At 62.0% G+C, this 23,171-nt stretch carries 23 protein-coding genes; 21 read left to right on the forward strand and 2 right to left on the reverse strand.

The features are described from left to right. The first annotated feature begins 4 nt into the window (after positions 1-4). The 21 genes from M3G19_RS08320 (at position 5) to M3G19_RS08420 (ending at position 21,969) form a co-directional block, all read left to right on the forward strand. Positions 5-1,288, forward strand: a complete 1,284-nt coding sequence (locus M3G19_RS08320; protein WP_259902149.1) for a phage portal protein — start codon at positions 5-7, stop codon at positions 1,286-1,288. Beyond that, positions 1,285-1,638 (forward strand): RNase adapter RapZ, encoded by a 354-nt coding sequence (locus tag M3G19_RS08325; protein ID WP_259902150.1) that lies wholly within the window; start codon positions 1,285-1,287, stop codon positions 1,636-1,638. The genes M3G19_RS08320 and M3G19_RS08325 overlap by 4 nt, the downstream gene beginning before the upstream one ends. Continuing rightward, positions 1,635-2,813: an HK97 family phage prohead protease gene (locus M3G19_RS08330; protein ID WP_259902151.1), complete on the forward strand. Its 1,179-nt coding sequence runs from the start codon at positions 1,635-1,637 to the stop codon at positions 2,811-2,813. The genes M3G19_RS08325 and M3G19_RS08330 overlap by 4 nt, the downstream gene beginning before the upstream one ends. Further along, on the forward strand, positions 2,813-4,090 hold the full coding sequence (locus M3G19_RS08335) for a phage major capsid protein (protein ID WP_259902152.1): 1,278 nt from the start codon (positions 2,813-2,815) through the stop codon (positions 4,088-4,090). Before M3G19_RS08330 ends, M3G19_RS08335 begins: the two co-directional genes overlap by 1 nt. 17 nt (positions 4,091-4,107) lie before the next feature. Beyond that, positions 4,108-4,287, forward strand: coding sequence for a hypothetical protein (locus tag M3G19_RS08340; protein WP_259902153.1), 180 nt, complete (start codon positions 4,108-4,110; stop codon positions 4,285-4,287). 13 nt (positions 4,288-4,300) lie between these two features. After that, positions 4,301-4,831: a hypothetical protein gene (locus tag M3G19_RS08345; RefSeq protein WP_259902154.1), complete on the forward strand. Its 531-nt coding sequence runs from the start codon at positions 4,301-4,303 to the stop codon at positions 4,829-4,831. Next, a complete protein-coding gene (locus M3G19_RS08350; protein WP_259902155.1) occupies positions 4,828-5,196 on the forward strand; it encodes a hypothetical protein in 369 nt (122 codons plus the stop codon). Before M3G19_RS08345 ends, M3G19_RS08350 begins: the two co-directional genes overlap by 4 nt. Positions 5,197-5,469: 273 nt before the next feature. Continuing rightward, positions 5,470-5,850, forward strand: a complete 381-nt coding sequence (locus tag M3G19_RS08355) for a hypothetical protein (RefSeq protein WP_259902156.1) — start codon at positions 5,470-5,472, stop codon at positions 5,848-5,850. A gap of 23 nt (positions 5,851-5,873) precedes the next feature. Continuing rightward, positions 5,874-6,638 carry a hypothetical protein gene (locus M3G19_RS08360; protein ID WP_259902157.1) on the forward strand — a complete coding sequence of 255 codons (765 nt, stop codon included), beginning with the start codon at positions 5,874-5,876 and terminating at the stop codon, positions 6,636-6,638. Between the two features lie 84 nt (positions 6,639-6,722). Further along, positions 6,723-7,133, forward strand: coding sequence for a hypothetical protein (locus M3G19_RS08365; RefSeq protein ID WP_259902158.1), 411 nt, complete (start codon positions 6,723-6,725; stop codon positions 7,131-7,133). A 68-nt stretch (positions 7,134-7,201) separates the two neighbouring features. Beyond that, positions 7,202-7,507 (forward strand): hypothetical protein, encoded by a 306-nt coding sequence (locus M3G19_RS08370; RefSeq protein ID WP_259902159.1) that lies wholly within the window; start codon positions 7,202-7,204, stop codon positions 7,505-7,507. Between the two features lie 12 nt (positions 7,508-7,519). Further along, entirely contained in the window at positions 7,520-14,212 is a 6,693-nt protein-coding gene (locus M3G19_RS08375; protein ID WP_259902160.1) for a phage tail tape measure protein, read from the forward strand. 16 nt (positions 14,213-14,228) lie between these two features. Beyond that, positions 14,229-15,008 (forward strand): hypothetical protein, encoded by a 780-nt coding sequence (locus M3G19_RS08380; protein ID WP_259902161.1) that lies wholly within the window; start codon positions 14,229-14,231, stop codon positions 15,006-15,008. Positions 15,009-15,010: 2 nt separating this feature from the next. Continuing rightward, positions 15,011-15,907: a hypothetical protein gene (locus M3G19_RS08385; RefSeq protein WP_259902162.1), complete on the forward strand. Its 897-nt coding sequence runs from the start codon at positions 15,011-15,013 to the stop codon at positions 15,905-15,907. Next, positions 15,900-17,165, forward strand: coding sequence for a hypothetical protein (locus tag M3G19_RS08390; protein WP_259902163.1), 1,266 nt, complete (start codon positions 15,900-15,902; stop codon positions 17,163-17,165). The genes M3G19_RS08385 and M3G19_RS08390 overlap by 8 nt, the downstream gene beginning before the upstream one ends. A 56-nt stretch (positions 17,166-17,221) precedes the next feature. Further along, a complete protein-coding gene (locus tag M3G19_RS08395; RefSeq protein WP_259902164.1) occupies positions 17,222-18,961 on the forward strand; it encodes a hypothetical protein in 1,740 nt (579 codons plus the stop codon). Between the two features lie 2 nt (positions 18,962-18,963). Further along, complete coding sequence (locus M3G19_RS08400) at positions 18,964-19,254, forward strand: hypothetical protein (RefSeq protein ID WP_259902165.1); 291 nt, start codon at positions 18,964-18,966, stop codon at positions 19,252-19,254. A gap of 135 nt (positions 19,255-19,389) precedes the next feature. Continuing rightward, positions 19,390-20,802, forward strand: a complete 1,413-nt coding sequence (locus M3G19_RS08405; RefSeq protein ID WP_259902166.1) for a peptidoglycan DD-metalloendopeptidase family protein — start codon at positions 19,390-19,392, stop codon at positions 20,800-20,802. Positions 20,803-20,804: 2 nt separating this feature from the next. Beyond that, entirely contained in the window at positions 20,805-21,140 is a 336-nt protein-coding gene (locus M3G19_RS08410; RefSeq protein WP_259902167.1) for a hypothetical protein, read from the forward strand. Between the two features lie 12 nt (positions 21,141-21,152). Continuing rightward, a complete protein-coding gene (locus M3G19_RS08415; RefSeq protein ID WP_259902168.1) occupies positions 21,153-21,590 on the forward strand; it encodes a hypothetical protein in 438 nt (145 codons plus the stop codon). After that, on the forward strand, positions 21,547-21,969 hold the full coding sequence (locus tag M3G19_RS08420) for a hypothetical protein (RefSeq protein ID WP_259902169.1): 423 nt from the start codon (positions 21,547-21,549) through the stop codon (positions 21,967-21,969). Before M3G19_RS08415 ends, M3G19_RS08420 begins: the two co-directional genes overlap by 44 nt. Before the next feature lie 145 nt (positions 21,970-22,114). Here the strand turns inward: M3G19_RS08420 and M3G19_RS08425 are convergent, their stop codons facing one another. Beyond that, positions 22,115-22,525, reverse strand: a complete 411-nt coding sequence (locus tag M3G19_RS08425) for a hypothetical protein (RefSeq protein ID WP_259902170.1) — start codon at positions 22,523-22,525, stop codon at positions 22,115-22,117. A gap of 21 nt (positions 22,526-22,546) precedes the next feature. Beyond that, entirely contained in the window at positions 22,547-22,921 is a 375-nt protein-coding gene (locus M3G19_RS08430; protein WP_259902171.1) for a hypothetical protein, read from the reverse strand. Between the last annotated feature and the right edge of the window lie 250 nt (positions 22,922-23,171).

Genomic DNA, 23,171 nt, shown 5'->3' on the forward strand with positions numbered 1-23,171 from the left:
CTGCATGGGCATCTTGGAACGCCTAGGGCTGCGCCGGTCGGCGCTGAACGCGCCCGCCGACACCAACTACGAGACCCATATTGACTTCGTGGATCTCGCAGCCGCAGTGCCGGAAATGACTGTCGAGCAGCTGTGGCATGAACAGCCCCATCTGCGCACGGTCACCAGTTTCATCGCCCGCATGGTCGCCACGGTGTCACTGCACGTCTATGAGCGGATGGACGATGGTGGGCGCGCCCGCGTCCGCGACAGCTATCTTGCGGCATTGATGCACAAGCCCAACGAGTTCCAGACCGTTTACCGGTTCTTGTTCGACTCGGTCATGGACTTCTGCCTGTACGACGAATTCGTCTGGTACGTCGACGACGACCCAGCGCGCCCTGACCGGTTCCGCATGTACCGGATTCCGCCGGCATGGATTGCCCACACCAAGTGGTCCGACCCGTGGCACCTGACGCATGTGGCGGTGAACTTCCCGACCCGTGAACCGTTGGTGTGGTTGCCGGGGGAGCGCATCATCCGCTCGCACGGGTACTCGCCATCGTCAGTGCGTTATGGCGACTCGCCGATTAACGCGTTGCGTGGTGTGCTTAAAGAGCAGATCGAGTCTGCGGCGTACCGAGCACAGCTGTGGCACAACGGGCCACGTCTTGGTGGTGTGATTACCCGTCCGCAGGACGCGAAGTGGGACGCGGTTGCGCGGCGCCGTTTCAAGCAGTCGTGGCAGTCCACCTACGCCGGATCTGGTTCCGGTGCCGGCGGGGTGCCAGTCCTGGAAGACGGCATGGAGTTCAAGCCGTTCCACCTCAAGGCGCAGGACGAACAAGTCGCGGAGATGACCAAGTTGTCCCTGTCGACGGTGGCGCAGGTGTACCACATCAACCCGACGATGGTGGGCCTGCTTGATAACGCGAACTACTCCAACGTTAGGGAGTTCCGGCAGTCGCTCTATGGAGATTCGCTCGGCCCGATGATGAAGCAGATCGAGGAGCTGATCAATTTCGAGCTGCTGCCGCGCCTAGCCGCGCTTGACCACACCATTGATCCGGACGAGGTGTACGTCGAGTTCAACATCGAAGAACGCCTGCGGGGCCGGTTCGAGGAGCAAGCCGCGGTCACCTCGACGGCTGTGGGTGGCCCGTGGATGACGCGCAATGAGGCCCGCGTGATGAACAACTTGCCGAAGGTCGACGGTGGTGACGAGCTCATCGTCCCGCTGAATGTCTCCACCGGACCCGACGACGGATACACCACTCCAGCTGATGCTGACGAGGAGGCGCCACGATGATCCACTTCGTGTCCTACGGCATCACCAACGGTCCTCCGATGCCGTTTGATGTGCACATCGACTGCATTGATCTTCCCGACCCGTCCCCGATTGTTCACGACCTTCCAGGTGTGGCACCGGCGACGGCCGAGGTGATCATGCAGGCTAACCCGCTCGTCGAGTCCTGGCTGCAGCTCGCAGCCGCGATGATCTACGAGCGCGCCAAAACGTCACCGTCGTTCACGGTCGCGTTTGCCTGTTCCGCCGGGTGGCACCGCTCACCGTTCGCAGCCGAACACATCGCCGCCATGATGCGCCGCACCGGACTCGAAGTCTGCGTCTGCCACCGTGACTTGGAGGTGGAGCCATGACCGTCCATGTCGTTGTCGGCCCACCCTGCGCCGGCAAATCCACATTCGTAGCCCAGGCTGCCGCACCTGGTGTGCCACGGTTCGACTTCGACCACATCGCTGCGGTGATCGCCGGCAGTGACGACCCCGCTCACCGGGATGCAGCGGTTGAAGCAACGCTCGCGCTGCGACGTGGATTCATGGGGTGGCTTCTCGATCCGGAGACAGAACCGGGGGAAGTCTGGCTGATCAACTCCCACCCGTCGGCCGTGACCATCGAGCGTCTCGAAGGGATCGGGGCTGTCTTCCACGTCTGCGACCCAGGCATCGACGAGTGCCTCGCCCGCGCGGTACGCGACAGCGCACCCGAGGGGACCGAAGCCCGTATCCGCGCCTGGTACGACAACCCGCCGGAGATCCCCGGCCACAACTCGAAAGGAGGGGCTATGCGCCTGAAAAACTTCAACGCCGACATCACCGTCAAAGCACCCGCCCCTGACACAGCTGCAGCGTCAGAAGCGGTAGCCGAAGGCACCCTGCCACAGGGACGCATCGAGGCGTACGCCTCCGTCTTCGACACCGTCGACTCCTACGGTGACGTTGTGCGACGCGGTGCTTTCGCCGACACCCTCACCGACTGGGAACAGCGCGGGAAGACAATCCCGCTGCTCTACGGCCACGACTTCAACGACCCGTTCAAAAACATCGGCGGCGTCGTCGAAGCCATCGAAGACGACCGCGGACTCAAGATCACCGCCGATCTCGACATGGACAACCCCACAGCTGTTCAGGTATTCAACCTGATCAGCAAGGGCCGACTGTCGGAGATGTCCTTCGCGTTCAACTACGTCGATGCCGGCATGGCCACAGTCGACGGTGAAGAGCTCTTCGAGGTCCGCAAAGTGGACCTCTACGAAGTGTCCGTCGTTCCGATCGGGGCGAACCGCGACACCGAAATCGTCTCCGCGAAATCCGCGCGTGAACTATTGACCGCTGTGAAGCAGGCCAATCTCGACGCCGCGACCGAAGCGGTAGTTGTCGACGCGCTCGTCAGAGCCGCCGACGAAACCGACCACCGGGAGGCGTCTCCGCCCCCCACCCCCACCCCTGACGAATCCGGCAGGGACACCACAACCGACGCGCTCGCGCTCCACGCCCGGGCGCGTCTTGCACTTATGGAAAGGATTGGCTCCTAATGACTACGTCTCTCATCGAGCGCCGTTCCGCCCTGCTGGCGGAGGCGCGCAACCTGATCCCCGCCGACGGCGAGAAGATGACCCCGGAGGTCTACGAGAAGACCACCGCCCTCATGGACGAGTACGACAAGGTCGACTCCGAAATCAAGGAGGCCGCCAAGGCCGGCAACCTCATCGACCGCGTCAAGGGCGCATCCGTCGAGGACCGACCAGAGGACACCCCGGCAGATCGTGCCGCAGCGACCCTTGGCGAGCACTTCGTCAAGCACGCCGGCGACCTCATCACCCGCCAGGCTGGCGGCGCACAGCTGCAGACTGCCACCCCGGATTACGAAACCCGCGCGGCGGACGACCCGTTCCGCACCCCGCTGGCAACCGACTCCGAAGCAGGCGCCTTCGCCCCCTGGGTGACCGAGTACCGCCGCAACATCGTCAACGCCAAGCGCGACAAGCTTGTCATCGCCGACCTCATGGGCTCCGCCCAGGTCGCACCCCAGACCCAGGCAATCTCCTACCTTGTGGAGAAGACCCCGCGCCTCGCCGAGGGAGCGCCGGCTACCGTCGCCGAGGGCGCGCGCAAACCGTACGTGCGTTTTAACCTCTTCGACATCGAGACCGAGCGCATTACCAAGATCGCCGCGCTTACCAAGATCACCGACGAGACCGCACAGGACCTCACCTTCGTGCGTTCCTGGATCAACAACAACTTGATCTACGAGCTGTCCGTCGTCGAGGAAGCCCAGCTTCTCAACGGCGATGGCGCAGGTACGAACCTCACCGGCCTGCTCAACCGTGAGGGCGTCCAGCAGCACGACATCGCCGGCGACCTGTTCGATGGCATCTTCATCGCCTCCCAGAAGGTTCCGGAGTTCACCGACCTCCAAGCCGACGCGCTGGTGATGAACACCGCCGACTACGTTCGTGTGCGCCTGGCGAAGGACGGCAACGGCCAGTACCTCGCCGGCGGCCCGTTCATGGGGCAGTACGGCCAGGGCGGCATCAAGCTCAATCCGGAGATGTGGGGCCTGCGCACCGTTGACACCCCGGCCATCCAGCGCGGCACTTACATTCTCGGAAACTTCCGCCAGGGCGCGACCGTGCTGCGCAAGAGCGGCCTGCGCGTCGACTCCACCAACACGAACATGGACGACTTCGAGAAGAACCTCATCACTCTGCGCGCCGAGGAGCGCCTCGGCCTGATGGTTGAGCGTCCCGCCGCCTTCGTCACCGGCTCCCTTGCCGGCGCGGAGATTCCGGGTGTCCCGGCAGCAGCCTAACCAGGAGGTGAACAAACATGGCAACGCTTAAGCCATACCGCGTCAACATCGGCGGCCGGGAAACAGTACTGCGACTGACGGAAGAAACCGTCAACCGCAACTACCCCGATGCCGTCGAACTCAAGATCGGCGCTAAGCCGACCACACCGGAGCAGCCGAAGGCGACTCCACGCTCCCGCACAAAGTCAACGAAATAACAGGAGGTGACCCGTGACCGAACCGAACACGATCGCAGAGGATCACGGACTCACCCCCGAATCGTTTCCCGGTGCGTCGTCGCTGACCCAGGAAGCGGTCAACGCTGCCGTCGAGTCCATTCGGCGGCTCGCTGACTGGCATGTGTGGCCGGAGCGCGACGAGACACTTACTGTGGATGCCCCCGGCGATCCCCTTGTGGTGCTGCCGACGAAGCGACTTGTGTCGGTCGAGTCGGTCACCGTCGATGGGGAGCCGATCGTGATCGGTCCGAATGACTGGTCGCCGGACGGCACCTTGTGGATCAGTGAGTTGCGCCCGCACCAGCGTGGGCGGCCTCGCCGTATCGCGGCGACAGTGCGGCACGGCTACGCCGGACCACCGGGAGACATTCTCACGCTAGTGCGCTCAATGGCTGGGCGTGCCGCAGCGCCAGGCCAGGCATACACCGTGGGGCGAATCAATGTGGGTGCACCTGGTGCCGTAACGCCGCAGTCGACGGAATGGCGCATCATCGACCAGATTCGTTTGGGGCCGCTGCCATGACCGAACCAGGAATCATCTTCAACCAGAGTCTGGAAGTGGCGGGCCCGCGGTATGTGTCATCGCCATACTCGTCGGAGCCGGTCGCTGACTGGTCACAACCACAGTGGGCACCAGTCGACTTTCTGGTCTCCGTCCAACCCGATTCGTCATCTGAAGATGGGGTGGAGCGCCCAACAACGGTGTCCCGCTTCATCTTGATCACCCCACCAGGCACAGACCTACCGGCCCTGGCCGCCGATTCACAAGTACGTGTCGGCGGGGTGATGGTCTGCGACGTCGTGGGTGAACCGGGCCGCTGGCCTGACCCGTTCAACCCCGGCGTTGTCCACCACGTCGAAGCAGTCCTGGAGGTGGTGCGTGGCTAAATGGCGACCATCTGAAGAGACATGGCGTGCAGCTAATGAAGCGGTCGCGAAGTCCGGGGCGCTGGACAAAGCAGCGCAACGACTCGTGGCCAGGGCCACGCAAATATCGCGAGAGAACGGCGGGAGTGCGAACTACCGGGCGCAACCTAAAACACGTCCCGGTGGGCGCGCTGTGGTCGACGTGATCTCCGACAACATCGAAGAAGAACGCGGATCAGAAAGCGTCAAGCGGATTAACGCCCTGCGACGCGCCGCGAGAGGGGAATAACCGCTATGGACATCTATCCGGCGTTAGTCGCCCATATTGCGCAGTTCGCCGGGGTCGACTCTGTCTTTGTCGAGCTCCCGCACGATTTCGCGTCTAAGCACCTCCCGGCTGTCCAGTTGGAATCCGCCGGACCAGCTCGCCGCGCCCCCTTCCTGCAGGGGCTCGGTGTCGATGCCGTTGGCGTCGACGTGAACCTCTACGTCTCCCCGGAACAGTGGCGCGCAGGGACATCGATGGTTGTGGCCCACAAGTTGCGCGCCCACCTGTATCAATTCCGGTCCGGGCGTGCCCGGGCCACCGAGGTCTCCCGGCCCGAAAAGTGGCCGGATCGAAACCAATACACCCGCCGGATCGGGCTCACCGCCGAGATCCTCGTTCCGGCTTGACTCCCTAAAGGAGGGACCAAATCATGACTTCTCCTACGTCCACCGATTTCCGCGTCGATCTGACGCAGCCGAACTACAACGACTCTCTGCTCCAGCTCGGCGTCACCGGCCAAGTAACCTACGGCCCGCTAGGCACCGACGCCCCGGAGGGCATGGCACCGTATGTCGCACCGTACGTGGCGCTTGGCTGGATGAGCGACGAGGGCCTGTCTGAGGCCATCGCCCGCGAGACCCAGTCGTTCACCCCGTGGCAGACGAACTCTCCGATCCGTGAATCCATCACCTCTGAGGAGTTCACCTTCTCGGCGACCCTGTGGACCATCGGCGGTATTGCTACCGCTATGCGCTACGGCGTGCCGGCCGAGAAGATGGAGTGGTTCGAAGACGAGGGCTACGTCGAGTTCACCCAGGGCGGCGAGCTGCCGGAGGACTTCCGCTTCCGTCTCGGCATTGACGTGCTCGACGGTGAGAAGCACCGCCGCTTCTGGCTGCCGAACGCCTCCGTCGTGGAGCCGTCCGATGTGACCTACCAGAAGGGCGAGCTCGTCGGCTACCCGATGACCTGGAAAGCCAACATCGACAACGAGTTCGGCTACTCCATCCTTCGCCGCTTCAAGGAGGGCTGGAAGCCGGGCACGGCCGGCCTGATCTCCGATTCCAAGGTGGCGAAGCACGACCTCGGCGAGTGGCACACCCCGGCCGGTGCGGGCGGTTCCGCCGCCGGTAACCCGGGTGTCGGCGATACCACCGATACCGTCCCGGGAACCTCCGGCGACACCAGCCAGTAGTTCATAGGGGCCCAGGGAATTCTGGGTTTCGCCCTGGGCCCCGCTAACCCCTGAAACCCACAAGTTTTTGGAAGGAAACCCAAAATGGCAAGTGCAAACACGAAAAAGCTTCGCGACCTCGGCTCTTTCGATGATCTGATTGCTCAGCGGTCCGAAGCGATCGGCGCGGACGGCGGCACCGTCACTATCCCTGGTTTCGGGAAGGACTGGCAGGTCGCTGCCCCTGGTCTGCAGTCTGCAGAATGGAACGACCGCCTGAACACGCTGCAGGAAGACGTCGAAGACGAACTGATCACGTTCTCGCAGTTCCGCACCGAGTTCTGCGAGCTCATGCTTGGCGACCAGGCTGAGGACTTCACGGCTGCTGCCGATAAGGCGGGCGTGGATCCTGTGGTGCTGCTTCGCTGGGCGCTTGAGAAGATCGGCGAGGAGCAGGCAAAAAACCCTTCCCGGCGGAACTCGCCGAATACCCGCGCGCGTGCGAAGCAGCGCTAAGCGCCCATTACGGCGGCGACCCCGTCGGTGACTTTCACCGCGGCGAGATTACGACTCGTCGCCTGGAGGTGCTCATCGACGGGCTCCCGGAGGACTCGGCGCTACACCGCGCGATCAACAACGGGCGCCTGTGGACTCTTGACCGGCAGATCCAGTGGCTCATCGCCGGCCAGATGGTCCGCACCGCCGCCTACACGCGCGCGTCCGCCGGTGTGAAAAAGCATCGTGATCTGCCCGCGTGGCCAGATACACCGTGGGATGAAGCCGAGAACACCCCCACCAAGTATGGGCGGGTCGCTGAATCTGATCGCAGCGCCGCTCTCGAGTACCTGTCTGGGCTCGCCCCTTCGTTCGCTCCACCTTCGTCTGCATAGGAGGCTCCTACCATGGCTTTCGGCTCCTCGATCGGCTCCGCCGGTGACGCTGTCTACGTGCCGATCCTGCCGTCCTTCAACAACTTCTTCGACGAAATGGGGAAGAAGGCCGAGAAGTCCGGCAAGGAGACCGGGGAGAAGATCGCCCGCAGTATCGAAGCCGGGGTGGAGAAGGCGCAGAAGGCGGTCGATCGGTCTGCTGAAGCGCAGCAGCGTGCGTGGAACCGTGTGGCTGATGCCGCCGGTAAAACGTCGGTGGCGCAGGCGAAGCTCGCCGAGGTCCAGGAGAAAGCCGGCGCCAAGCAGTCGGATATTCTGCGGGCTACTGAAGCCTACGAGAAGGCGAAGCGCGACGAGGAAGCCGCTCTGCGTAAAGCGGAAACTGCTACTCAGGCGCACGAGAAGGCGCAGCAGGACCTGAAGGTCAAGACTGAGGAAGCTGCGAACGCGACGAAGGTCGGGGCGGAAGCCACCGACGAGTACGGGCGTGCCGTGGCAGGTGCGGATGATTCTTCGAAAGGTTTCGAGATCTCGCTGAAGAGCGTGGCGGTGGCTGCCGCTGCGATCGGTGCAGCTGTCGGCGCGGCTGGTAAGGCCGCTTATGATCTTGGCGCCACATTCGATGAGGCTTACGACACTATTCGTGTGGGTACTGGTGCGTCTGGTGCTGCATTTGAAGGGCTGCAGGATTCGCTGCGTAACGTCGCTCGTGACTCCATCGGTGTCGGTGGCGATCTCGGGGAGATCGGTACGACCCTGGCTGACCTGAATACCCGTCTTGGTGTCACCGGGGAACCGCTGGAGAAGCTGACTACGCAGTTCCAGCAGCTTAAGGGCATGGGCATGGAGGCCGACGTGAACGCCGTCACTGGTGCGTTCACTCAGTTCGGCATCGAGGCGGAGAAAACGCCGGAAGCCCTGGATACCCTGTTCCAAATCTCGCAGGCTACCGGACGCGGAATGAACGAGTTGGTCAACAACTTGACTAAGTCTGGCCCGGCACTCCAAGAATTCGGGTTCGACCTGACCGAGTCCGCCGGTCTGTTGGGTGCGCTGGATAAGGCTGGTCTTGACGCTGATAAGACGATGCAGTCCATGACGAAGGCGCTTGGCGAGTTCGCTAAGGATGGCGAGGACCCGCAGCAGTCGCTGTGGAACATGATCAAGCAGATCGATGAGCTCACCCGCGCCGGCAAGGGGGCGGAAGCCATCGACCTAGCTAACTCCATTTTCGGTGCCCGTGGTGGCGCCGGTTTCGTCGCGGCAGTCGAGTCCGGCGCGTTCGCCTACGACGACTTCATGGAGTCGATCGGTGCGTCCGGCGACACCATTGGCAGTGTGGCGGAGGAGACTGCGGACTTCGCCGAGTTGTGGGACCAGTTCAAGCTGCAGGCGATGCTCGCCCTGGAGCCCGTTGTCACCAAGATTTTCAACGGCATGGTTCCAGCCGTCGAGCTGCTGTCTTCCGCGTTCAACGCCACCCTCACAGTGGTGTCCGCATTCTTCGGGTTCGTCAAAAACAACCAGCAGTGGCTCGTGCCCCTGGCCGCTGGGCTCGCAGGTGCAGCGACTGCACTCGCACTTATTAACGCACAGATGAAGATCGCTGCCGCCGGCGGATTCGTCAAATGGCTCACCAGCGCGGTTAAAGCGACGAAGCTTTACGAAGGGGCGACGAAGGCAGCGGGTATCGCTCAACGTTTCTTCAATACCGCGCTGAAGAATAACCCGCTCGGTATCGCGATCACCGCAATTTTCGCGATTGTTGCGGCGCTGACGGCGTTTTTCACCAAGACCGAGACGGGCCGGAAACTGTGGTCAAAGTTCATGGACTTAGTGCGTGACAAGCTTGAGGCGGCTAAGACCTGGTTCAGTAGCTTCGCTGCGGGCGTGCGTACCGCACTGCAGCCGCTGTTCGATTTCTTCGCGATGGTCAAGGATTCCGTCGGCGAAGTTTTCAAGATTCTGTTCACCGGTGAAGTGTCCGGCGGGACCCTTTTCGGTCTTAGCGAAGGTGCTACGAGCATGTACGTTGGCTACCTGCTCACGGTCCGCGATGTGGCGATCGCTGTGTGGAACGGAATCAAAGTGGCGTGGGATGCGCTATCGACTGCGATCGCGTGGGCGTGGGCTAACGTGATCAAGCCGTCGTGGGATGCGCTCGCCGCAGCTGGACTGTGGCTGTGGCAGACGGTGCTCGTCCCCGCGTTTACGGGTATCAAGCTGGTGTGGGATGTGCTCGCTACTGCGATCCAGTTCGCATGGACGAACATCATCAAGCCGACCTGGGACGCGATTTCGGTCGCTGCGACGTGGCTGTGGCAGACGGTGCTCGTCCCCGCGTTTACGGGTATCAAGCTCGCTTTCCAGGGCCTGGGCGAGGGCATTGCCTGGGTGTGGACCAATGTCATTAAGCCGGTCTGGGATGGAATCGCAGTAGTCATCCAGTGGCTGTGGGACAACATTTTTGCCCCATACATCGAGCAGATCAAAACGTCGTGGTCTCTGCTCGGCCAAGGAATCCTGTGGGTCTGGGACTCCGTGATCCGCCCCGCCTTCGACTCCGTCGGCAACGGTGCGCGCAATATGTGGGAAAACATCCTGCAGCCGACTTTCGAAGCCATCAAGGCAGGATTCGGTGCTGTGGGGCAGTTCTTCCAGTGGATCTGGGATAACGTCATTCGCCCCGCTTGGGACGCGCTCGGCGCCGGTATCCGGTGGGTAGTAGATAACGCAGTTACGCCTGCCTTCAATGCGATCGGTAATGGTCTGGATAAGGTCAAGGGGTGGTTCCGCACCGCCGTTGATTCGATTCGGTCGATCTGGGACGGTATCCGGTCCGCGACTGCGAAGCCGGTCCGCTTTGTGGTCGATACGGTCTACAACAAGGGAATCCGTAAGGCCTGGAACCTGGTGGCGAAATTCACCGGTCTTGACGAGCTTTCCGAAATCTCGCTCGGAAGTCTCGGTGATTTCGCCCGGGGCGGTATCCTCCCCGGCTACACCCCGGGACGTGACATTTACAACATGATCGACCCACGTACGGGGACACGTGTCGCACTCTCCGGCGGTGAAGCCATCATGCGCCCCGAGTTCACCCGCGCCGTGGGCACTAAGTCCATCGAAGCTCTCAACCGCGCCGCACGGACAGGCGGCAAAGCTGCGGTCGCTAAAATGCTAGGGGAGGGGGCACAATTCGCCTTCAAGAAGGGTGGTGTCTACCCTAACGGCGACACAAAACAAAAAGAACAGCAGTCGGAGGGAATTCTCCGCGCCGACGCATTCATGAAACGCGAACAGGGGAAGCCCTACCAGTGGGGCGGCGTTGGCAACCCGTCCTGGGACTGTTCAGGACTGTGGTCCGGCATTGTCCACGAAATTAACGGACGGTCCGGGCGCTCCGGTCGACTGTTCAACACCACCAGTTTCGAGGCAAACCCGGGCCGCTTCGGATTCGTTCGTGGCCTATCCGGCCCCGTGACCATCGGTGTCATGGACGGCCACATGGCGGGAACCCTGGCGGGTATGAACGCTGAATCCCGCGGCGGCGATGGCGTTATCTACGGCCCCCGAGCATGGGGTTCCACCCGCTTCCCGCGCGGCTACACCATGGCCTCCATTCTCGGAGAATTCCTCCCCGGCGGAGACGGCGGTGGAGGCGGTTTCTTCGATGTGGGCGCCCACGCGAAAAAGTTGTGGGACGGGGTGATCGATAAGCTCCCGAAATGGGAAGGTCCTGGCCTTATCGGGAAGCTGCCGTTCGCGATGCTGAAGAAATTGGCGACGTCGGCGTGGGATTTCGTGAAGGAAAAAGTGGGCGCGTTTTTCGGGTCCGCCGGTACCGCCGGTAACGCCGAATCGTGGCGTGACATGGCTATGGCTGCGATGCGCCGGAACGGCTTTAACGCCGACGATCCGGCACAGGTTAATGCGATGCTGTCACAGATCATGTCCGAATCCGGCGGCATCCCGAACCGGGCACAAGAAATTGTGGACGTGAACGGAACGGGCGAATCTGCCGGTGTCGGTCTGCTACAGATCATTCCGGGGACTTTCGCGTCGTACCGCGATCCGTCCCTGCCGAACGACCGTAAAGATCCGTGGGCGAACATGAACGCGGCTCTGCGCTACTACCGGGCGACTTACGGCGGTGATCTCACGACCATGTGGGGTCATGGTCACGGGTACGCCGCCGGTGGTGTGCTTCCGGGGTATACCCCGGGCCGGGATATTCACCGTTTCTGGTCTCCGACCGGCGGGCGCCTTGATTTGTCGGGCGGCGAAGCGATCATGGTTCCGGAGTGGACTCGGGCAGTTGGTGGCCCGCGTGCGGTGGAAGAAATGAACCGCGCTGCGCGTAAGGGTCGCCCGTCTATCTCTGCCCCCCATGGTTTCGCCGACGGTGGTACCTACGGGGCGGGGAATCGTTTCTGGCAGCCTATTGGTGACCAGCAGCGCCGGGTCGGCGAAGACCTCAACGCGAACCTTCGCCGTTTGGCTGACGAGCTCGTCAACACTCGGAACTGGAACGGGTTCGTCGCCGGTGTGGATAAGGCTATGCAGCCTGCTGTCCGCGAACTCGAAAAGATCGCTGATCCTCACACCTACGAGGGAATCGCTGCCCGCGCGGCGGCTACCCAGGCGACGGAAATCGTCGAGCTGGTCGGCCTGAAGACGACCGCCGACGTGTTCTCTACCGCGCTTGGTGCGGAAAAACAGCTCGTCGACTCCCGGGATGGGTATGAATCGCGTATTGCTGCGATCGTGGAAAAGGAACGCCAGCTGCTCGAAGCCCGCGAAGCTTTGGCGGACCTGAAAAAGAATGCGCCGGAAATCTCTGTGAAGGATCAGCGGAAGCTTGCCGATGCGGAGGAAGCGCTCGCGAAGGCGCGGAAGGAATCTGAGGAGGCTGCGAAGGCTGAATCTAAGGACGCGGATAAGAAATCGAAGGCTGAAGAAAAGGCGAAGGAGAAGGTCGCCAACGCCGAAAAGAAACTGGCCAGGGTCCGCGAAGACATTGGCGTTAAGGAGGGAGAAACCGCCGAAAAGCGCGCTGAAGATCTGAAGAAAGCCACCGAGTCCGTCTCGAAGGCTGAATCCGAATTGGTTAGCGCGCGTGAAGCATCCGCGCGGGCACTGGACATGCTCGTGTTCGATGTGGCCCCCCAGATCAACGCCGGGCTGATCAACGCCGCCGGGCAGGTGCGCAAATATGTTCCGCAGGCCGCTGATGCCCTTATCTCGCTTGCCGCAGTCGCGGGGCCGGCGGGACTCTCAGTCGGACAGGTCGTTGATTCAATCAAGGTCGCGATCGAGGTAGTGACCAAGGTCATCGATATTGTCGACCGGGTCGTGGGCGCGGTGCATTCCGCGCGCCTCGCCTCGGCTGAAGCACTGCATGACTCTGTGTCTGCGATGCGTGAGTTCACCGATTTGGTGGCGAAGCAGCAGCAGATGGTGGCTAATCTGCAAATCCAGCTGGTCCGCTCTGCGATCGCGCAGACGAAGGCGGCTATGGACGCGCGGAACGCTACGGCGGGAATGATCCGGGCCCGTTTGGAAGGCGACCGGCAGGTAGCTGACGCCCGGGCGGCTCTCCAACTGGAAATGCAAAAAGAGATGCGCCGGTCACGTCGGGATTATCGGGACCTTTCGCTGGAATACGACCGTTACCGGTACGGCGAATGGAAGGCGATGGACGAGCGCCTGGAATGGCAGGAAACGCTCACGCCGGAACTGAAAGCGCTTCAGCTTGAAGTCGATGCGGCTGAACTTACCCGTATGGCAAATGCTCAGCGCGCCACGATGGAAGCGATCGAAGCGTCTTATGCTCACCGGAACGCCGCGCGTGCTGCTCAACGCGCGTCCGAAGACCTTAGTCGGGCGGCGGAAATGCTGGCCCTTATGACTGGGAAAACTTTCGGTCTTGACCAGACACAGGCGTATGTCGGTGAGGAAGTGGCGCGCCTGTATGCCGAGAAGGCGAAGCTCCAAGCGGAACTTTCGAGCGTGAAGAACAACCTGTCGCTTGTGTGGCGGTTCGGTGGCGGTAAGGAGGGCGCGGAGTCATCGCTGCGTGCCGTCAATGCCCGCATCGCGGAGCTCGAGGCCCGACCCGAGTTCGCTGGATTCGGTGTGGACGACGACGAGGTGGCTCGCCTGGTCAAAAAGGCCCAGACCATGTATGTGTTTGGCCGCGACGAAGATGCCGCGCGTCTCTTCGAGGGGTCTGCTCTCGGGGATGCACGTCGCGCATTGGACGCGGTCAAGTTCGAACAGGGCCTGGCCTCTATCAAGAACGAGATCAGGAAGGGCAAGCGCGACCAAGAAGATCTCGCGGACGAGGTCGCCCTGGAGGACAAGGTCCGTCCGCTGCGTGATTCTGCGGCTGCGCTGGATTCGGCGGCTGCGTCAGCGAAGTACCGGGCGGAGTCGCTACGCGCGGAGGACCCGGCGGTGGCGGCGGCGCTGCGCACGCTGGCTGATTTCGAGCGTGAAAACGCGGTCGATATTCAGCGAGTGTCCCGCGGTGAAACCTCACGTATCGAGCTGGCGTTTACCGACAAGGCCGCTTACTCGGCGGCCGAGGTCGACGTCATGCTCGAGAAGTTGGGGTCGCTCGACGGTATTGAGCTGCGCGTCGAGAAGTTGGAAGCGTCCGCAGCGCCTGGCCCGGCTGACCTGATGCGCCTTCGCGCCCGATAGGAAAGGAGACTAGGAAGTGGACTACGAGGTGGTTTACGTCGATCCACATGGCCGGTCGTGGGACCTGTCCTACGGTGAAGCCGGCGTGGTGCTCCTAGAAGGCGGCCTCGATGGGCTCGCCGGTGTGCGGGCGACCGAGGGAGTGCGGCTGGCCGGTGTCCCCGGCCAAGTCGTCATTCCGGGGTCGGCCGGGGTCGAGCCGGTCTCTGGTGTGCTGCGGGTCCTACTTGACCCTGGTGATGTGGTGCCGATGGAGCAGCTCTATCCGGCGTGGGTGTCGGCGTGGTCGTACGACCGGGCCGGGCGTCTCGAGCTGCGTCGAGAAGGCGGCCCCATGACGTGGTTCGCGTGTCGTCTTGGTGATGAGGGTCTGCCTGCGCCGCAGCGGTCGCCGTTGTTGCAGCGGCGAATCCCGATGGACATTCCGTATGTCATTGATGATGGCGTGTTTTGGGAGCGGGGATCCGGCACTAATAACGTCACAGTGACGAATAGAGGACATGTCTATGTATGGCCGAGGGTCTATTGGTCCGGCAGGGGCGGGGCGGTAACGATGCCCTCCGGGGCGTCGGTAGTCCTACCGGACGCTGGCTCAGAGGAGCGTGTATTCCACTCCGACCCGCTTGAATCAGGGCTCGTCAGTGACCGTGATGGCAATCCTGACCGAGTCTTGTGGGAAAAGGTGCGGCGGTCCTATTTCGCTGAAGCTGTCCCACCGGGGCAGGAGCGCACCTACACGATGTTCTCGGGGGCTCGCCTCGAGTACGACATCGGATTCAGCACTCCATGGAGGTAACGATGGTGGAGCCTATCCCACGGGAAACGATCGACCAGGCGGTCGCCGACACTGGCCGGTGGATCGGTCTGTGCAATGGCGACGGCGTCCCGGTTGTGCAGCTCCCGCCGCCGGTGTCGATGTCGGCGGCTGAACGCCGTCTGGCCCCCGACGCAGAACTCGAGTTGGTTGTGCCTGCGCGGGGTAAGCTCGCGCCGACGAACGCGGCCGTGGACTACCTGATTGCTGAAGACCTCGGCCGGTTCGATGACGAGGGCTACCTCGTGCCGGCCACGGAAGGAAACTTTTTCGTCGTGGTGTGTCTCCCCGGGCGCCGCCTTGCCTACGAGGTGGTCAAAGCCCGCGCCGAAGGCCCGGCCGACGCCCCCAGCACTCTCACGATCGAGGGGGTCTCGTCGACGTCGCTTTTGCAAGCTCACCCCGCGCCGTCTGTGCCGTGGACGTGGCATAAATCTTTCTGGGAAAACTGGGAAGGTGACGCCGGCGGGGCGTACGAAACTATCCGCCGTTATGCCCCGGTCGAGATGGCTACTCGTCTTGACGGGTACACGATCGAAGGTCCGGCGGTGTCTGCTATCCGCCGTTTGTGCCACCAGTCGTTCGCTGCCGTGAACGCTCTTCAAGGGTGGGAGGGCGATCCGCACCTGGTCGTGGATTACTCCGTCCCGTCCGCTGATGGGCGCCGTGTGGTCATGCCTGTCACCGACGACTATTTGTGGGACACCTTCGCGTCTACCGCGGAGGCGGCGGGCGTCAATGTGTGGACGGAGCTGTGGTGGCCAGGCGATGCGCCAATGCTTGTGCCGACAGGTATCGATCCTGAAAAAGATAAGCCGGTGCTAACGACCTATCAGCACCCGGTGTTCCGTGTGTGCGTTGAGGAGGTGGACCGTGATTGATGCTGCTCTTATCGCTGATGGTGGGGAACTGTCGGTGATGCGGCCACTGGCTGCATACGCTTTCGGGGCGTGGACGGTCACGTGGCCGGATGATTTCGATGCGCCTGAGCTGGAGGATGAACGCCGTCTCGGTTTCGTCGCTGATTTGCCGGAGCGGCGGAAACCGGGGCGTCTTGCCCGCCGGTTTACTCGCGTCGATGCCGAGATCAACGCGGTTGATGGTGGGTCGAATGTCGAGGAGATCCTCGATGAGGCGGCGCAGCGTACCGCCGGGCGGGAGTTCTTCGAGCGTGAGATCGGGCCGGCTGGTTTCGGCCGCCTGGTCCCGGGGGTTGATGTGCGGGTCAATGACCGGAAGCCTGTCGTTTTGTGGCGGCGGATCCTGCCGGATCAGCTGGTGACCGAGCTGCGTTTTAATGGGGACGGCACAGCCACAGCGCAAGTCGGCGGGCAACCTGTCTCGGATGATCTTCGCCGTCTTGCGGCTAACCGGGAGAATGATCAAAAGATTTTGTCAGAGCGCCGCGAAGCTGAAGGCGCGGTGCGGGCGGTGTCGCGTGCTGCGACTAGAGCGGTGCGTAGGGAATCGGACGCCCGCGAGGAAGCGATCGCTACTGAAGCTCGGCTTCGTAAGAGCGGGTTGGAGCTTGAAGCGCAGAAACGGGCAGCGGATTTACGGACGATTCGGGATTTCCTCGGTGGAAGCGGGGCTTCGCAGGCAAACCTTGTGTCGCAGCTCGCCGCGATTAACAGTCAGATTATCGGCATGTCCTCTGGGTCTGCTCCGCCGCCGGGGCTTCTCAATTCGTATATGGCGGCGAATACTCTTTTGTGGGAGCAGCAGCGTGAAATTAACCGGCTGAACGAAAAGTTCAAAAAGGAGCAGACGAAGGTTTCTGCGGCTAACTCTGCGGCTCTCCATGCCCAGGACCTTGTGATTCAGGGTATGCCTCGCATGGTCCACGTTGACGAGGGGCGTGCCAGTATGTGGTCGGGATCTGAGGGGACGCTGAGCTACGGCGGTGACCTAGCAAATCTCTACTTCACCTCAAACATTGGTGGTGGCGCAATCAATTTCGAGGCGCGGGGGAAGTGGACCGGGGCCGTGTGGGTGATGGCTGTAACCAGAAATGGTGACACGGACGTAAAAGCCGCAACTATCACATCGTCCGACAGGTTTTTCAACATGAAACCTAACAACCTGGGCGGCTATTACAAAGCTGCGACTGCCTGGATATTCCCCGACGTCAAGAAATGACCCGCTCACCACCCCCCTGGGGGTGGTTTTCTTTTGCCTACCTTTAGGAGGACAGGATGGTTCGTGTTAGTGGTGAAATTAAGGACGTTCTCGGTAGCGCCGTTGATGTGTCCCGGGTGCTGCTGCGTGCTCCTCGGCCCCGCCCGGCCGGGTTCGGGTTGGTGACGGATCACCCGGACGAGGTCGAGGTGACCGGGGGACACCTCGAGTTCGAGTGCTTGCCGGGGCCGGCTGTGATTGGGGTGGCGGCGGTAGGCCACCCCGATGTGTCGGTGCGACTGCTTGTCCCCGATGTGGAATCCGCGACGCTGGAGGAGTGCATCCGGCTGGCTGTGGCCCGTGGGGAAGCTCACGCCGGTGAGCTCGACGCGATGCTGGCTAAGCTTGGTGCAGACCTGCAAATCGCGCGGAAAGCGATCAACCACGCTAACGCTGCTGCTGAATCCGCCGGGGCGGCGGAAGGTTTCGCGCAGGATGCGGAAGGCTCAAAAAACGCTGCTGCTGAATCCGCCGAGGCGGCGGAAGGTTTCGCGCAGGATGCGGAAGGCTCAAAAAACGCTGCTGCTGAATCCGCCGAGGCGGCGTCGAACGATGCAAAGCGGGTGGCGACTATCGCCGGGTCGACCCGCTGGATCGGGACCCAGCTGGAAGTCAACGGGGTAAGGTCTCCTAACCTGAAGGGCGATAAGGGCGAGAAGGGCGATACCGGTCCGCAGGGTGCGTCGGGTATGGGCGTGATTGCGTCGGAGTCTGACCCGGGACGAAACGATGTTTTGTGGATCAATACCGGGGCGAATCCGGCCGGTGTAACGGAACCTATCGGTCTTGTCGCGTCTGGTACGGGCTGGCAATATGCCACTAGGCCGGGGTCTACAGATCGGTATGTGGTGGACTATAGGGGCTGGGCTGTGCTCACCGTCGCCGCCACCGGCTGCGATGAGGTACGAATCTATGATTTTTCCCAAGCCAGTAACCCTTTTTCAGTAGGCTCGCCGCCCCCTGGAAATATTAAGGGATCGATCCTTACAACCCAGCTAATCGTGGATTGTGTGGATCGTGGCCCGGCGGTGCGCGTGCTCAACCCGACCGAGGAAGCGAGAATTACCCTTAGCGTTTCGCCGCTTAGAAAAGACGGGCGGGTCATGTACGTGCCCGATGGGTCCGGTGGTCGTGTCCCCTTTACAGCCATTGCTGGTCCCGACGGAAAACAGGGCCCGGCCGGAACAACAACATGGGACGGGATCTCCGGTAAGCCTGACACGTTCCCGCCCGCGACGCACACTCACACTGTGTCTGATTTGTCGGACATTAGTGTTGGTGTGCGCAACACCCTCAAAAGCGGCAACACCAGCACCACCGCGTCCAGCACAGGGGCGGTCGCGTGGGGGCGCGGAGCGAAAGCCACCAACACCGACGCAGTCGCGCTCGGCTACACCACGCAGGCCAGCGGTACCGACTCGGCGGCACTAGGCTCCTACTCCAAAGTCAAACAGAACCAGCACGTGGTGGTCGGGGTGGACGCCACCGACGAGGGTGTCGCGCAGCAGCGTGGCACAGTCATCATCGGCAAAACGGGTGCCCCGGTGATTATCTCCGGCCGGAATGTGGTGTCGGAGTTGGACAGCTTGGGGGAGCAGGTCGCCACCCGCGCCACCAAAAACGAGGTGACCCGCCGTCCGGCCCTGTTCAGCGGACCCGGGCCGTGCCCACCAGACATCGCCGACAGGGGTGCCGTGGTCGGCGACCACTGGCTAAACACAGACACGATGGAACTTGAGAGGATCACAGGAGTATAAGCATGGCAGTCACCACTGAATTGCTGGGCAGGCTCGGCGGCACACCAGAAACACGCACCGTCGAAATCACTACGTCGGACCGGGACGTTTCTATCCCCGCAGGGTGGAAGAAAGCCGTGGGTGTATTCAAAGTAGATCGCACCCCGTATGCCAGCATCGTTAGCGTGTTTGGGTGCTCGCTACAGCCGATGGTTAACGGCAATCAACTTAGCGGCGGGGCGGTCATGTCCGCAGGCGAAAAACAAGAGTTAGTCAATGTCAGCGGCACCCTGACGTGGTACCGACTCGAATAAGAAAGGCAGTTTTCAGACAGCTTGGGAACCGTCTGCCGTCCCCGCACTCTACAAACGAGTCTAACCACCCACACACAAGCCCCCTGACCGCGCACCGGCAGGGGGTTAACTCATGCCCAAAAGGAGGGAAAACGCATGTATTTACCGCTGAAACGCGGTACCTACAGGATCAGTAGTGGGTATCGCACGAAGAGCCGACCGAAGCACCGGGGTATCGACTTCTCGGCCCTCGTCGGCACCCCGATTTACGCCCCATTCGATGGAAGGGTGATTCAGGGCAAGGAGCGCGCACCCGGCAGCGTCGAAGGGTTCTTCAATTGGGTCTGGATTGAGGGAATTAGCGAGCCGTATGACTTCATCGTGGGGCACATGCGCCACAGCTCGATCCTCGTCAAAGCAGGCGACCACGTGAAGGCAGGCCAGAAAATCGCCGAGGTCGGCAACGAAGGAAAGTCCACCGGACCCCACGCTCACTGCGAGCTGTGGACACGTCCGGGCCGTATCGGCGGGCACGACATCGATCCCACGAGATTCTGGGGGGATAACGCCCCAAGCCCCGGCGGCGACAGCGCCCCGGCACCGGCCCCGTCCGGGTCGACGCGGGTTGGTCCGCAGGGCACGATTTTCGGTATCGACATTTCCGGGTGGCAGAAAAACTACCCCATGTCGAAAGTCAAAGCGGACGGCATGAAATTTGTCATCATCCGCCTGTGCGACGGCACCTACCAAGACCCCCTCTTTAAGTCGCACCTGGCGGACGCCGAGAAGCACGGCCTGCTTGTGTCCACCTATTGGTATCTGCGCGCCCCGTCGGAGGGCAGCACCATCGCCCAGCAGGTCGACGTGATTGACAGGCAGCTCGGGGGCCGTAAAGACCTGGGTGTGTGGATCGACGTCGAATCCGTAGGCAGCAACGGTCGGAAGCTGCTCACCAAGGGCGACGTGTGGGCCGCGAAACGCGAGCTTGAACGACGCGGCTACTACGTCCCCGGCATTTACTCCGGCGCTTGGTACTGGGAGCACATGCCCGGCGGGGAACCGTCCATGGACGGGCTCGGCTACCTGTGGGTGTCCAACTACGGCCGGAACCGTAAGGGCGACCCCCGCGACACCTACGCAGCCGACGGGGGAGACCAACACCGCGGCTGGTCCTACCCACTAGGCGACCGGAAACCCGACATTCTCCAATTCGGGTCCGAGGGCGTCGTCGGGGACAAATACCCCATCGACGTCAACGCCTTTAAGGGCAGCGTCGACCAACTCCGCGAAATCTTCACTGGCAGGAAAAACACTTCACAGAAAGGCCCACTCATGGCACTAAGCAGCGAGCAGCAGGACCGTCTTTTCGAGATGGTCGGTGACATTCACCACGAGCTGACCCACCGCTTCCAGACCCGCGTACGGGACCGCGACGGCGAGCTCGAGCCGTTCCGCGACACCCTCATTGGGTTCGTCCTCGAGACCGACCGGAAAATCGAGGACATGCACAAAAACATGCTTCCCGCCATCTGGCAGAAGCTCACCGCATTCTTTGGGAAGGAGAAGTAGTAATGACTCACCGTGTACCCAGGAGCGCCCCGAAACCCCGCGCTGTCATCGGCACCCCATGGGTAGTACGCAAAGCTATCTACCTCGTCGCCACCCTCGTCGGTCTGGCAGCGGTCGTGCTCGGGTGGGCGCAGCCAGACCAGGTGGACCAGTGGGTAGCGCAGGCCGGGTCACTGGCAGCGATCATCGGCGGCGGCATGGCCGCGATGAACACCGGCTGGGAGTCCGACGAGAAGCCCGTCGGTGTTGACGTTGCAGCAGCGCCCGCGCCCGCGTATGAGCCGGAGCCTGTGTACGACGGGTTCACCGCCTACCCAGACGAGGTTCAGGGGGTGTGATGTATGCGTGCTGTGTCGAAGAAGGACACGATCATCACCAGTATTTTTGCTTTTCAGCTTGCGTCGCGGGGCGCGGACTACATCTGCGGCAACCCCAAACCCGGCATGGGGGCTTTCGAGCTGGGTGAATACACACCCGCGATGGTCTGGGGAATCACCTGTCTGATAGTCGCCGCGCTTGTCACTGCCGCGCTTGTCGCTCAGGCCCCACGGGTGTTGCGGGTCGGGCAGATCATCGCCATGTGTGTCTACCTCGCTTTCTCCGTGCTCGTCGTAGACGACGTCGTGCGCGGCGGGTTGGACGATTGGCGGTTTTTCACCGGGTATCTGGCGGCGGCAGCGATGTGGGGGGTGATGGCTGGGTCGCTGACGATTCGTATAGCGATTATGGACAACAGGGAGGGCGATGGTGGAGTCGAGAGACCTAATCGAGCTACTCGAAACAACTAAAACCCCCGCCGGGTTCCTGCTCGTACTCGGGATTATTCTGGCAACATTCTCCGGCCTAGTATCCAAAGCTGCTGCGGACTACGGCGGTGTACTAGGCGCGTTCTCTAGGTGGGTGCAGCGCCGGAAAAAGGAAGCGGTCGCTGCGGACGAGCGGTCGAATGCGCGCCGCCTGGACCGCCTAGAGGAGACAATTGAGACCCTGGAAAAGGAGATCGCGGATCTAAGAACGCGGGATAGTAGTCACTACCACTATCAGCTGTATGTAGCGGAGTACTGGCGGGACCTGCAGTTCTGGGCCGTGAAGAACAACATCACCCTGCCGCCGCCGACGCTGTTGACGTTCCCGGAGTGGCAGGCGCACACATTGGACGACACATGAATTTTTGACCCCCACCTTGGCTACACGACAGGGCGGGGGTCTTTTTTGTGTTTTGTGCTATTGTTTGTGGTGTTCCCCGCGCTAGCGGGGGTGAGCCATAGTCCTAGTGAGATTGGCTCGACTTCCCCGCGTAAGCGGGGTTTTCTTATTGCACCCACCTCTGCACAGACGAGATAGTGCGCCCAGTGGCCTGTGAGATCGAGTACTTTGACACACCGGACTCCACAGCCTTTTTCGCGGCCTCGTCCCGGCGGGCCTTGGCATCAGCGAGCTTGTCTTCGAGGTCGGCGACGGTCTCGTCGAGGGCGACGATTCGGGCGAGCTGGGCGGTGCCGTCGTTGCAGTGGGTGGCGGCGACCTCCCAGAAATCCACATCGGCACGCTCCACCATGCCGGACTTGTTGGCGTCGTCCCACCCCGGCTCCCCGGAGGGGATGGTGACCCATTCGAGCATGTCCTGGGCGATAGCGAGGGTGTCGTAGTCGCCGGCGTCATCGCCCAGGGCGGGGATCACGACTGATTCTTCGTAGGAGTAGGCGCTGCTGTAGGTAGTCATTGTGGCGGTTCCTTTCTGGTGCTACTCGCCCTTGAGGGCGGAGATGTAGGTGGAAGCGTCTTTGCGTGTCATCTTGGCGACCTCGGCTGGGTCGGTCGGGCCAGCGGTGAACCAAGTCACGTTCTGGCCGTCGTGCTGGGCGAGCAAGCTCATGATGTAGGAGACCTGGCGGTCCGTGGCCAGCGGGGCGGTGGTGCCTGCTTCGAGCTGGCGGAGCTTGGTCTCTGCCCATGCGTCGAAGGAGCGCTGGTCGCGGCGGTTCCAGGTGACAGCGTCCCAGCTGCCGTCTTTGTAGGTGTCGATGTCGATTTCGCGGCGGGCGGAGGAGATTTCTTCGAGGGTCATGCCTGCGTTGAGGAGGGCTTTCACTTCTGCGGTGTGGTCGTACTGTGCCATTTTTCTGATCCTTCTTGGTGGTGTTCCTTGCTTCTGACACCATTATTACGCGCGGCGTAGTATTACGCAACGTGTAATGCACGCGGGGGCAATCAGTGGGGGTACGAACGGCGGGCGGACCCTGTCGACTATTCGGGCACCCTAAGCGCACACACGGCGCGCACGCGGCATTACGACGCAGGTAGTGCGCATAAAGCATGGTTCTCGTAATGAGAAGGTCGCGAGTTCGATTCTCGCAGGCGGCTCCACT

Source organism: Corynebacterium sp. p3-SID1194, from assembly GCF_025144155.1.
Classification (GTDB): domain Bacteria; phylum Actinomycetota; class Actinomycetes; order Mycobacteriales; family Mycobacteriaceae; genus Corynebacterium.

Excerpts from the sequence above, each read along its gene's own strand:
- M3G19_RS08320 (WP_259902149.1), top strand. The coding sequence starts at position 5 with ATGGGCATCTTGGAACGCCTAGGGCTGCGCCGGTCGGCGCTGAACGCG.
- M3G19_RS08325 (WP_259902150.1), top strand. The coding sequence starts at position 1,285 with ATGATCCACTTCGTGTCCTACGGCATCACCAACGGTCCTCCGATGCCG.
- M3G19_RS08330 (WP_259902151.1), top strand. The coding sequence starts at position 1,635 with ATGACCGTCCATGTCGTTGTCGGCCCACCCTGCGCCGGCAAATCCACA.
- M3G19_RS08335 (WP_259902152.1), top strand. The coding sequence starts at position 2,813 with ATGACTACGTCTCTCATCGAGCGCCGTTCCGCCCTGCTGGCGGAGGCG.
- M3G19_RS08340 (WP_259902153.1), top strand. The coding sequence starts at position 4,108 with ATGGCAACGCTTAAGCCATACCGCGTCAACATCGGCGGCCGGGAAACA.
- M3G19_RS08350 (WP_259902155.1), top strand. The coding sequence starts at position 4,828 with ATGACCGAACCAGGAATCATCTTCAACCAGAGTCTGGAAGTGGCGGGC.
- M3G19_RS08355 (WP_259902156.1), top strand. The coding sequence starts at position 5,470 with ATGGACATCTATCCGGCGTTAGTCGCCCATATTGCGCAGTTCGCCGGG.
- M3G19_RS08360 (WP_259902157.1), top strand. The coding sequence starts at position 5,874 with ATGACTTCTCCTACGTCCACCGATTTCCGCGTCGATCTGACGCAGCCG.
- M3G19_RS08365 (WP_259902158.1), top strand. The coding sequence starts at position 6,723 with ATGGCAAGTGCAAACACGAAAAAGCTTCGCGACCTCGGCTCTTTCGAT.
- M3G19_RS08375 (WP_259902160.1), top strand. The coding sequence starts at position 7,520 with ATGGCTTTCGGCTCCTCGATCGGCTCCGCCGGTGACGCTGTCTACGTG.
- M3G19_RS08385 (WP_259902162.1), top strand. The coding sequence starts at position 15,011 with ATGGTGGAGCCTATCCCACGGGAAACGATCGACCAGGCGGTCGCCGAC.
- M3G19_RS08395 (WP_259902164.1), top strand. The coding sequence starts at position 17,222 with ATGGTTCGTGTTAGTGGTGAAATTAAGGACGTTCTCGGTAGCGCCGTT.
- M3G19_RS08400 (WP_259902165.1), top strand. The coding sequence starts at position 18,964 with ATGGCAGTCACCACTGAATTGCTGGGCAGGCTCGGCGGCACACCAGAA.
- M3G19_RS08405 (WP_259902166.1), top strand. The coding sequence starts at position 19,390 with ATGTATTTACCGCTGAAACGCGGTACCTACAGGATCAGTAGTGGGTAT.
- M3G19_RS08410 (WP_259902167.1), top strand. The coding sequence starts at position 20,805 with ATGACTCACCGTGTACCCAGGAGCGCCCCGAAACCCCGCGCTGTCATC.
- M3G19_RS08420 (WP_259902169.1), top strand. The coding sequence starts at position 21,547 with ATGGTGGAGTCGAGAGACCTAATCGAGCTACTCGAAACAACTAAAACC.
- M3G19_RS08425 (WP_259902170.1), bottom strand. The coding sequence starts at position 22,525 with ATGACTACCTACAGCAGCGCCTACTCCTACGAAGAATCAGTCGTGATC.
- M3G19_RS08430 (WP_259902171.1), bottom strand. The coding sequence starts at position 22,921 with ATGGCACAGTACGACCACACCGCAGAAGTGAAAGCCCTCCTCAACGCA.